Annotated in this window: 8 protein-coding genes; 7 read left to right on the forward strand and 1 reads right to left on the reverse strand. The window is 61.3% G+C overall.

Annotated elements, in window-relative coordinates; genetic code table 11:
• Position 1 precedes the first annotated feature (1 nt).
• Positions 2-5,713 carry a HAMP domain-containing protein gene (locus NKG60_RS24590; protein ID WP_352866683.1) on the reverse strand — a complete coding sequence of 1,904 codons (5,712 nt, stop codon included), beginning with the start codon at positions 5,711-5,713 and terminating at the stop codon, positions 2-4.
• Between the two features lie 159 nt (positions 5,714-5,872).
• On the opposite strand from NKG60_RS24590, the gene NKG60_RS24595 reads away from it, so the two are divergent.
• The 7 genes from NKG60_RS24595 (at position 5,873) to NKG60_RS24625 (ending at position 10,225) form a co-directional block, all read left to right on the forward strand.
• Positions 5,873-6,292 carry a hypothetical protein gene (locus NKG60_RS24595; RefSeq protein WP_352866596.1) on the forward strand — a complete coding sequence of 140 codons (420 nt, stop codon included), beginning with the start codon at positions 5,873-5,875 and terminating at the stop codon, positions 6,290-6,292.
• A 442-nt stretch (positions 6,293-6,734) separates the two neighbouring features.
• Positions 6,735-8,090, forward strand: coding sequence for a tyrosine-type recombinase/integrase (locus tag NKG60_RS24600; protein ID WP_352975807.1), 1,356 nt, complete (start codon positions 6,735-6,737; stop codon positions 8,088-8,090).
• 86 nt (positions 8,091-8,176) lie between these two features.
• Positions 8,177-8,887, forward strand: a complete 711-nt coding sequence (locus NKG60_RS24605) for a hypothetical protein (protein ID WP_352975810.1) — start codon at positions 8,177-8,179, stop codon at positions 8,885-8,887.
• A 74-nt stretch (positions 8,888-8,961) separates the two neighbouring features.
• A complete protein-coding gene (locus NKG60_RS24610; protein ID WP_352975811.1) occupies positions 8,962-9,165 on the forward strand; it encodes a helix-turn-helix transcriptional regulator in 204 nt (67 codons plus the stop codon).
• Positions 9,137-9,331: a hypothetical protein gene (locus NKG60_RS24615; protein ID WP_352975813.1), complete on the forward strand. Its 195-nt coding sequence runs from the start codon at positions 9,137-9,139 to the stop codon at positions 9,329-9,331. Before NKG60_RS24610 ends, NKG60_RS24615 begins: the two co-directional genes overlap by 29 nt.
• Positions 9,328-9,795: a hypothetical protein gene (locus NKG60_RS24620; protein WP_352975815.1), complete on the forward strand. Its 468-nt coding sequence runs from the start codon at positions 9,328-9,330 to the stop codon at positions 9,793-9,795. Before NKG60_RS24615 ends, NKG60_RS24620 begins: the two co-directional genes overlap by 4 nt.
• 133 nt (positions 9,796-9,928) lie before the next feature.
• Positions 9,929-10,225, forward strand: coding sequence for a DUF6074 family protein (locus NKG60_RS24625; RefSeq protein ID WP_352975816.1), 297 nt, complete (start codon positions 9,929-9,931; stop codon positions 10,223-10,225).
• Positions 10,226-10,345 lie beyond the last annotated feature (120 nt).

Genomic DNA, 10,345 nt, shown 5'->3' on the forward strand with positions numbered 1-10,345 from the left:
GTCAGTTCACTGCCATCAGCGTCTTTTCCGGACCATGGACACGGGATCGCGAGCGGCCGATCCAGACACGCAGCAATGCCAGCAGCAGATCGAGGTCGACAGGCTTGGCGATGTAGTCGGAGGCGCCGGCATCGAGGCACTTCTGCCGGTCGCCCTTCATTGCCTTGGCGGTGACCGAGATCAACGGGATATGGGCGATCGTCGGCATGCCGCGGATCTGCCGCATCGTCTCGTAGCCATCCATCTCCGGCATCATGATGTCGATCAGTGCGGCATCGATGTCTGGGCTCTGCTCCAGAAGCGCGATACCTTCCCGGCCGCGCTCCGCATGCAGCACCTGGATGTCATAGGTCTCGAGAACGCTGGTAAGCGAATAGATGTTGCGGATGTCGTCGTCGACGATGAGGACCTTTGCGCCGGCCAGGTCGAACTTGTCCGGCTGTTCGGCTGCCGCACCATCGTTTTCGTGGCCTCGCCCGGGGAGTGTCGCGGACATCAGGAGGGCCAGCTGCGCGAAATTCTCCGCCCGCGGAACATCCGCCAATGCCGGATGCAAGGCGAGCGACTGTTGCAGCGCTTCCGGATGAGGCGCAAAGAACAGCAGCCGCGACACCGATTGTCCGAACAGGACGGCAATCTCGTCCAGCATCTGGGCGTTGTCCCTGGCCGAGCGGCCAAAGCCGAGCACAACGGCATCATAGTTTGCGATGCCGATGTCGTCCGCATTCGCGGCGACGCGGCCGATCGCCGTAACCGAGGTGACGCCGTCGCGGATCGCGTCGATCAGCGAAAGGCGGCGCTCGGGATCGGGATCGGCAACCAGAACGCGGCTCTGGACGCGGAGCTTTCTGGAGTGAATGTCCTGGAAGACCTTCATCAGTTCGTCCGACGACACGGGCTTGGTTGAAATGCTGGAGGCACCCTTGCGGGCAAGCACCTCGATGTCTTCGGCGCCCGAGATGACATGGACGGGAATGTCCTTGGTTTTCGGGTCATGGCGAAGCAGATCGAACAACACCCAGCCGTCGATATCCGACAGTCCGAGATCGAGCGTGATCGCGTCGGGAACCAGCTTGCGGGCCAAAGCCAGCGTGCCGGAGCCGGCGGTCGACAGGACGCCTTTCAGCCCGGCCGAACGCGCGAGGCCGAGCAGCAAACCGCCGAAGGTCGGGTCGTCCTCGACGATCAGCACAACCCGATCTTCCGGCGAGATCGTGTCGCGGTCATCGAGCAATTCGGAAGACGGCGGGCTCGGCTGCGATGTCGTGGCGGCCACTTCCATCGCCGGCAGCAACGCCGCTTGCGGGGCCAAGGCCATCCGGGGTCCGTCGAATGGAATGACCAGCGTGAACGTCGAACCCTTGCCCGGCGTGCTCTCGACCCGCAATTCGCCGCCGAGCAGCCGGGCAATCTCCCGGCTGATCGAGAGCCCAAGCCCGGTGCCGCCATATTTGCGGCTAGTGGTGCCGTCGGCCTGCTGGAAGGCCTCGAAGATCAGCTTCTGCTTGTCCTGCGGAATACCGATGCCGGTATCGGTGACCACGATCGCAAGCGCCTCCATCGGTTGCGCCGAACCGTTGTGACGGCCCGTCTTTTCGGCCCGGAAATTCAAGCGGACCTCGCCTTGCGAGGTGAATTTGAACGCGTTCGACAAAAGGTTGAGCACGATTTGCTGCAATCGCTTCTCATCGGTGCGGACGGTCTCCGGAAGCTCGGGGTCGACATTGATGGTGAAGCCAAGTCCCTTGTCGGTCGCCAGTTGCCGGAAGGTTCGCTCCATATGCTGGCGAAGATGCACCACCGGCATGTCGTTGATGTCGATCGAGACGGTGCCCGATTCGATCTTCGACAGGTCGAGGATGTCGTTGATGAGGCTCAAAAGGTCGGTGCCCGCCGAATTGATGGTGCGCGCGAACTCGACCTGCTTGTCGTTGAGATTGCCCTGCTGGTTGGTTGCGAGCAGGTTTGAAAGGATGAGCAGCGAGTTCAGCGGCGTGCGCAGTTCGTGGCTCATATTGGCGAGGAATTCCGACTTGTATTTCGAGGTAAGCGCCAGCTGCTCGGCCTTCTCCTCCAGCGCCCGGCGCGCCATCTCGATTTCGAGGTTCTTGTTCTCCACCTGCTTCTTTTCGTTCTCGAGCAGCTGTGCTTTTTCCTGCAGCTCCTCATTGGTGGCGTGCAGCTCCTCCTGCTTCTTGGTCAGCTCGGTCTGACGCGCCTGCAGCTCCGAGGTCAGCAGCTGTGACTGCTTGAGCAGGCCTTCGGTGCGCATGGTGGCGGCGATGGTGTTGAGAACGATGCCGACGGATTCCATCAGCTGGTTGAGGAACGACTGGTGCGTGTCGCGGAATTCGCTGAACGAGGCGAGTTCGATGACGGCCTTCACCTCGTCCTCGAACAGAGCCGGAAGAATGATCACGTTGGCCGGCGCGGCATTGCCAAGGCCGGAGGTGACGCGCAGGAAATTCGGCGGCACATTGTCCAGCATGATGGCGCGCTTGTCGGCGGCACTTTGCCCGACAAGGCCTTCGCGCAGATCGAGGCGTTGCTTGATCTCCGCCTTGCTTTCGGCGCCATAGGAGGCGGCAAGCTCCAGATAGAATTCATCCTCGTCGCGGTTGGTCACGTAGAACACGCCATATTGCGCATTCACCAGCGGGGCGAGTTCGGACATGATCAGACGCGAAACCGTGGCCAGGTCGCGCTCGCCCTGCAGCATGCGCGAGAAGCGGGCGAGATTGGTCTTCAGCCAGTCCTGCTCGGCATTCTTCAGCGTCTGGTCCTTCAGATTGCGGATCATCTCGTTGATGTTGTCTTTCAGCGCCGCCACCTCGCCGGAGGCCTGGACGCTGATCGAGCGGGTCAGATCGCCCTTGGTCACCGCCGTCGACACCTCGGCGATGGCGCGCACCTGGGTAGTCAGGTTGGCGGCGAGCTGATTGACGTTGTCGGTCAGGTCGCGCCAAAGGCCGGCAGCGCCGGGCACGCGGGCCTGACCGCCGAGCTTGCCTTCGATGCCCACTTCGCGGGCGACGTTGGTCACCTGGTCGGCGAAGGTCGCCAGCGTTTCGATCATGCCGTTGATGGTGTCGGCGAGCGAGGCGATCTCGCCCTTGGCATCGACCGTCAGCTTGCGCTTGAGATTGCCTTGCGCGACCGCGGTCACGACCTCGGCGATGCCGCGCACCTGGTTGGTCAGGTTCGTCGCCATCAGGTTGACGTTGTCGGTCAGGTCCTTCCAGGTGCCGGCAACGCCCTCAACTCGCGCCTGACCGCCGAGCTTGCCCTCGGTGCCGACCTCACGGGCGACACGCGTCACTTCGCCGGCAAAGGAGTTCAGCTGGTCGACCATGGTGTTGATGGTCGATTTCAGCTCCAGGATCTCGCCCTTGACGTCGACGGTGATCTTCTTCGACAGGTCGCCGCGCGCCACAGCCGTCGTCACCTCGGCGATGTTGCGGACCTGGCCGGTCAGGTTCTCGGCCATTGAATTCACATTGTCGGTCAGATCCTTCCAGGTGCCGGCAACGCCGCGCACCTGCGCCTGACCGCCAAGCTTGCCTTCGGTGCCGACCTCGCGGGCCACACGCGTCACCTCCGAGGCAAAGGAATTGAGCTGGTCGACCATCGTATTGATGGTGTCCTTGAGCTCGAGAATCTCGCCGCGCACATCGACGGTGATCTTCTTCGACAGGTCGCCCAGCGCCACTGCCGTCGTCACCTCGGCGATGTTGCGGACCTGGCCGGTCAGGTTGGCGGCCATCGCATTGACGTTGTCGGTCAGGTCCTTCCAGGTGCCGGCAACGCCGCGCACCTGTGCCTGGCCGCCGAGCTTGCCGTCCGAACCGACCTCGCGCGCCACGCGCGTCACCTCGGAGGCGAAGGAATTGAGCTGGTCGACCATCGTGTTGATGACGTCCTTGATCTGCAGGATCTCGCCCAATGCATCGACGGTGATCTTCTGGGTCAGGTCGCCGGTCGCAATTGCCGTCGCCACCTTGGAGACGTCGCGCAATTGCACGGTCAGATTGCCGGCCATGGCGTTGACGTTGTCGGTCAGGTCCTTCCAGGTGCCGCCGACGCCCTCGACATGCGCCTGGCCGCCGAGCTTGCCTTCCGACCCCACTTCGCGCGCCACACGCGTCACTTCCGAGGCGAAGGAATTGAGCTGGTCGACCATCGTGTTGACGGTATCCTTGAGCTCCAGAATTTCGCCCTTGACGTCGACGGTGATCTTCTTGGACAGGTCGCCGCGGGCAACGGCGGTCGTCACCTCGGCGATGTTGCGGACCTGGCCGGTCAGGTTGGCGGCCATCAGGTTGACGTTGTCGGTCAGGTCCTTCCAGGTGCCGCCGACGCCCTTCACCTCGGCCTGGCCGCCGAGCTTGCCCTCGGTGCCGACCTCGCGCGCAACGCGCGTCACTTCCGAAGCGAAGGAATTGAGCTGGTCGACCATCGTGTTGATGGTGTCCTTGAGCTCGAGGATTTCGCCTTGCACGGCGACGGTGATCTTCTTCGACAAGTCGCCCGAAGCGACGGCGGTCGTCACCTCGGCGATGTTGCGGACCTGGCCGGTCAGGTTCTCGGCCATCGAATTGACGTTGTCGGTCAAGTCCTTCCAGGTGCCGGCAACGCCGCGCACCTGAGCCTGGCCGCCGAGCTTGCCCTCAGTGCCGACTTCGCGGGCGACGCGCGTCACTTCGCCGGCAAATGAGTTCAGCTGGTCGACCATGGTGTTGATGGTCGACTTCAGCTCGAGGATCTCGCCCTTGACGTCGACCGTGATTTTTTTCGACAGGTCGCCAAGCGCCACAGCCGTGGTCACCTCGGCGATGTTGCGCACCTGGCCGGTCAAGTTTTCGGCCATCAGGTTGACGTTGTCGGTCAGGTCCTTCCAGGTGCCGCCGACACCTTCGACGCGCGCCTGGCCGCCGAGCTTGCCTTCTGTACCGACCTCGCGCGCGACGCGTGTCACCTCGGAGGCGAAGGAATTGAGCTGGTCGACCATCGTGTTGATGGTGTTCTTGAGCTCGAGGATTTCGCCCTTCACATCGACGGTGATCTTCTTCGACAGGTCGCCGGAGGCGACGGCGGTCGTCACCTCGGCGATGTTGCGCACCTGCCCGGTCAGGTTCGTCGCCATGGCGTTGACGTTGTCGGTCAGGTCCTTCCAGGTCCCGGCCACACCTTTCACGCGGGCCTGGCCGCCGAGCTTGCCTTCGGTACCGACCTCGCGCGCCACGCGCGTCACTTCCGAGGCGAAGGAGGCCAGTTGCCCGACCATGGTGTTGACGATCTTGCCGATGCGCAGGAATTCGCCGCGCAACGGCCGGCCATCGATTTCGACCATCATCGTCTGCGACAGGTCGCCCTTGGCGACCGCGCCGATGACGCGCGCCACTTCGGCCGTCGGCTGAACCATGTCCTCAATCAGATCGTTGACGGAACGGACGCTCGATTCCCAGCTGCCGGTGGCGTTGCGGACACGGCCGCGTTCGCCGATCCGGCCATCCTTGCCGACGACCTTGCTGAGGCGTTCGAACTCGCGCGTGACCTGGTCGTTGAGTTCTACGATTTCGTTGAAGGTATCGGCGATCTCGGAATCGAGGCCGGCATAGACATTGTCGATGCGAACGGAGAAATCACCGCTCCGAAAAGCCTTCAGCGCGTTCAGTATTTGACGATGATCCAATTGTCTTGTGGATGCAAGCACGCTCACAGCGCCCCTCCCAGCTCACGGATTTCCTGAATGTCCTGGTGAAACTGTCCCCGGCGGCCGACACAACTCCCCGCAAGCGCAACAACGCGGCATGCTCGATTTGGTTCCAGACGAAAATTGCCGCTATGCGGCAGGAATTTCGCAGCCGCATTCATGAAACGACGAGCAACAAAGATCCATAGTGATTGTATCGATCAATATTTCTACCCAACGGAACATCTCGAAAAAACTGTCGTTGGTATAGATCGCGATAGAGCGATGCAACTCAATGGAGACACCAAGATGATGAAAATTCTCTCTGCATCCATACTTGCTATCGGCCTGGCCACATCTGCCATGGCACAATCGATGGGTTCCGGGACCGGTGGCACCGATGGCAATACCGGCGTCAACACAGGCACTTCCGGCGGCAACACCGCAACTACCCCGAACACGATCGATCCGAACGCAACGAACGCCACGCCGCAGGCAAACGGCATGGAGGACCGCTGCAAGGATACGGCGGGCAACGATGCCGACAACAACACCCCCAGCGGGGCTATGACGTCGGATATGCAGAACTGCAACAAGTAACGGAGTTTTGCTCAGCGGTCATTTCAGCCCGCTGCCTGGTCCAGACCCGGTGCTCACGGTTCAAACTGCGGCCGGAAAAATGCACTGACCGGGCGCGGGCTCACTACTTTTGAATGGAGCGGCGAGCCCAAGCCGGGCGGCCAATCATACTTGTTTATGTCTCAGCTAAGTTCCGCGATAGGCGGCGGCCAGCCCGGTACGGGCGGCCGTTCTGCGATTTTCGCGGAGAGAACTGGTGGAGCCAATCGGAATCGAACCGACGACCTCTTGAATGCCATTCAAATTATCCCCGCCTCCACCGCCTAACAGATCAAAACCTCTTCAATGCCACAACCGCTAGTGCCGCATGGAAATATGCCGTATCTATGCTTAATGTTAGTATTGCAGGGTAACGCATCCTAACAGGCAAATCATGTTACCCCTTGTTACCCGGGGCGAGAAAATGGCAAAATCGAAGGTGCTTACGGTGGGATCGGTGGAATCCGCGAAGCCGAACCCGAACAAACGCATTGAAAGGCCCGATGCGGCCCTGCCGGGCCTTTACCTGATCATCCAACCCAGCGGGGTGAAGTCGTGGGCGCTGCGCTACCGGTTCGCCGGTGTACCCAAGAAACTGACCATTGGGCCGGTGCTTACCGAGCGTGCCGAGCCGGCTGGAGGCGAACTGCCCTTCGGTGTGCCGATGACGCTCACTGAGGCTCGCAGCGCGGCCAGGAGGGCGCTCCGAGGGATTGCCGAGGGCAAAGACCCATCGCAGGCCAAGAAGCTCTCCAAGGCCCTGCAGGCGGTTGCGGCCGAGCCTGACAAGGACACGGTGCGCGCGCTCGGCGCGTCATTCATCGAGCGCTATGCGAAGCCGCGCAATCGCTCATGGGCCGAGGTCGAGCGCCAGTTCAAAGTCGAGATTTACGACCGAGACGGCAAGCCTTTCTGGGGCGATCGCAGCGTCAAGGACATCACTAAGCGTGACGTGCTCGATCTTCTGGATGGCATTATTGACCGCGGCTCGCCGGTGACCGCGAACCGGGTGTTTGCCTCCGTCCGCAAGTTCTTCTCATGGCTCATCGATCGCGACGTCATCACGACTTCGCCCTGTGTCGGGGTGAAGATGCCGACGGCTGAGAAGTCGCGCGATCGGATCCTTTCCGACGACGAACTGCGCCTGTTCTGGAAAGCGACGGAAACGCTCGAGTACCCGTTCGGGCCGATGTTCCGGTTGTTACTCGTCACCGGCCAGCGTCGGGAAGAGGTCGGCGCATTGATCAGCAAGGAGCTTACTCTCGGCGCCGATCCGCTTTGGACGCTGCCCGGCGGCCGCGCCAAGAACGGGAGCGAGCACACCGTTCCCCTGTCCAAGCTGGCAGTGGGAATCATCGAAGGCCTGCCGAAGATCGGGAAGAGAGGCTTCTTGTTCACCACTACCGGCGAGACGCCCGTATCGGGCTACAGCAGGGCCAAGGAGCGCGTCGAAGCGAAGATGCTGGAAATCCTTCGCGAGGCGGCCAGCGAGCGCGGAGAGGACCTTGCAGCCGTCAAGGCAATCCCCCATTGGACACTCCACGACTTACGCCGCACAGTTGCGTCACGCCTGGCCGGGTTGAACATCAATTTGCCGGTGATCGAGAAAGTCCTGAACCATGTCTCTGGAACGTTCGCCGGCATCGTCGGCGTCTACCAACGGCATGAATTCAAGGACGAGAAGCGGCGAGCGATGAACGCCTGGGCGGATTACCTGTCGGCGCTGGTCGACGACGGGCCAGCAGCGAACGTCGTGACATTGAAAGCGACCGCGAAATGAACGAGCGTCGAGTAACCCTAGACCGTTCGGAGATTTTCGCTCACACAAAGTTTGTTAAGCAGCTCCTGCGAGCGGAAGAAGACAATATGATCGAGCTCATAGAGCTCGCGATCGAGCGATTCCTTGATGGTTGGTCAGAATCTTATTCGGCAGAATATGATCGCTTGTCCCGGGCGCTCGAACATATCGACCGGGCGTTGGCGTCCATCTTAATAAAATCATGGTCCTTCCATGACGAGGACGACCTTTGGGCATTTCGAACCGAAGGCGAAGCCTACGCCTGGCTTCAGGGCGAAGGCCCAAATGCCGAATGCCCGGAGCCGGACGGGCATTTCGATCGATCAAACAATTGGAAGATAAGAAGCTTATGGGATGTCCGTTGCGACATATCCGCCGAATTTGGGGATCTGATGTCGTGGGACAAAGCGCGATGGAAACTGCATTGGACGCGCCCGCCGTCAACCACCTCGCGACTCCCAACGGATTTGCAGGAGATGATCTACGACTTCTGCCAAGTTTGGCATGATTATGTTGATCCATCGCTAGGACTGCCGCGGCGAAATCCAAATCCGTCGAATCCGCTAATCAGGTTCATCGATTGTTGCTTGAAAGTCCCGCTGGGCGACCAAAGACCGGCACCCAAAACGCTGCTGCAATTGGTACAGGATCATATTCGGCCGGTGATAAGAGAGCACGACGATAGGGCTCGCCAAGCCGAAGCTGCTGAAGAAGGCAGGCATCCGGCAAAGTTCGAGCCCTTCGGCGACGTGGACCTCGACCCGTTCGAACCCGACTGAAAAAGTCCACGGTGAAGAGGCTGCCTCATCCCAATAAATAGTTAGGCACTGTAGCAACACAGGGCCTAACACTGATGGAAAATCCCGGAAACTACGTAACTGCCAAGCAGGTTCTTGGCCGTTACAATATTACCGACATGACGTTATGGCGCTGGCTTGCCGATGACGCCCTCGCCTTCCCTAGGCCGATGGTGATCAACCGCCGGCGCTATTTCCTCGATTCCGACCTCGTCGCCTGGGAGCGCGCTCGTGCCCGAAAGCAGCATGACGGGCTGTGACAACGAACATTCCGAGGCGATCGAGAAAGCCACCCAGTGGCTGTCACAGCACCCGCGCGACCGTATCGGGCGGCCGATCCCGCTGTTGCGTCAGCGCTTCGGCTTGACTATCGCCGAGGCCTGCGAGGTCTGCAAAGAGGCGAACCTGCGCCGGGCTCGCGCATGACCGTTCAGCCGTCGACGTTCATCCCTGGCACCGACCCGAACAATCCGCGCTGGACCGGCAAGCGCAAGCGGATCCCGCGTTGCACGTCCGGCTCGGCCCATATGGGGTGGGGCAAGACCGTCAAAGAGTGCGAGGAGGCATTCGCCGACTGGCACCATTGCGCTCTGCAGATCGTGCATGCCGAAAATATCAGCTTCCGCCTGTTGGCCTTCGTCCGCCAGCATCTCAACATGAAGACAGGCACGATCAGCGGCACCAATCTGGAATTCTCCAAGATGGGCGGGGGCTGCTCTATCAAGACCATCTCGCGTGAGATCGGCTTGTATGAGGGGCTCGGCCTGTTCATCGGAACACGACGTCGGCACAAGCTGCCAGGTGGCGGCATCATCGAAGTCCGGACCCTTCGCCTGTCGCTACCGAAGACATTTGCCCCCGGAATTGCCATGAGGGAGGACGGGCCGTGAGGACCACAGTGGTCTCGCATGGTGGCGCCAGTCTGCCGGACCATAGTGGTCTCGCATGCCTTCCGGTGCCGACCTCCCGAATGTGGGGCCACAGTGGTCCCGCTATTACAGCCATATCTTGCTCGGGTGACGCATGACGCAACTGGACCTTTTCAAGCAAGCACCGAAGAAGCCAGGCCAAGTGGTGACGTTCCCGGTCGACCGCCGCGCCATTATGGTCAGGGCAACCGCGCATGAGCTTTGCTCCCTCGACTATATCGCCGGCCGCAAATTCTGGAGCGAGCACGTCAAAAGCCTCCGGGCCCAGCTTCGCGCCATCGGCATCCCTTGTCGTCAAGTCGATATGGAAATCCGCCGGTACTCCGCAGCCGTGGCCCGCACTGTTGATCACTCCCTGCTCTATCGAGACGGCCCCGAAACCGCAGCCTGACGCTCATCTGCCCGCGAAGCGGGTCAGAGTGGGGGTGTGGGGGCGGCCGGCCCCCGGGGTGGGTTGGGGGCCCCGACCCGGCCCGGCGCCCGCGGTCCCCGGGGGGCCGGGGCGGCCGTT

Source organism: Mesorhizobium sp. M1428 (assembly GCF_040317515.1).
In the GTDB taxonomy this organism is placed as follows: Bacteria; Pseudomonadota; Alphaproteobacteria; order Rhizobiales; family Rhizobiaceae; genus Mesorhizobium.

Excerpts from the sequence above, each read along its gene's own strand:
- NKG60_RS24595 (WP_352866596.1), top strand. The coding sequence starts at position 5,873 with ATGAAACGACGAGCAACAAAGATCCATAGTGATTGTATCGATCAATAT.
- NKG60_RS24600 (WP_352975807.1), top strand. The coding sequence starts at position 6,735 with ATGGCAAAATCGAAGGTGCTTACGGTGGGATCGGTGGAATCCGCGAAG.
- NKG60_RS24605 (WP_352975810.1), top strand. The coding sequence starts at position 8,177 with ATGATCGAGCTCATAGAGCTCGCGATCGAGCGATTCCTTGATGGTTGG.
- NKG60_RS24610 (WP_352975811.1), top strand. The coding sequence starts at position 8,962 with ATGGAAAATCCCGGAAACTACGTAACTGCCAAGCAGGTTCTTGGCCGT.
- NKG60_RS24620 (WP_352975815.1), top strand. The coding sequence starts at position 9,328 with ATGACCGTTCAGCCGTCGACGTTCATCCCTGGCACCGACCCGAACAAT.
- NKG60_RS24625 (WP_352975816.1), top strand. The coding sequence starts at position 9,929 with ATGACGCAACTGGACCTTTTCAAGCAAGCACCGAAGAAGCCAGGCCAA.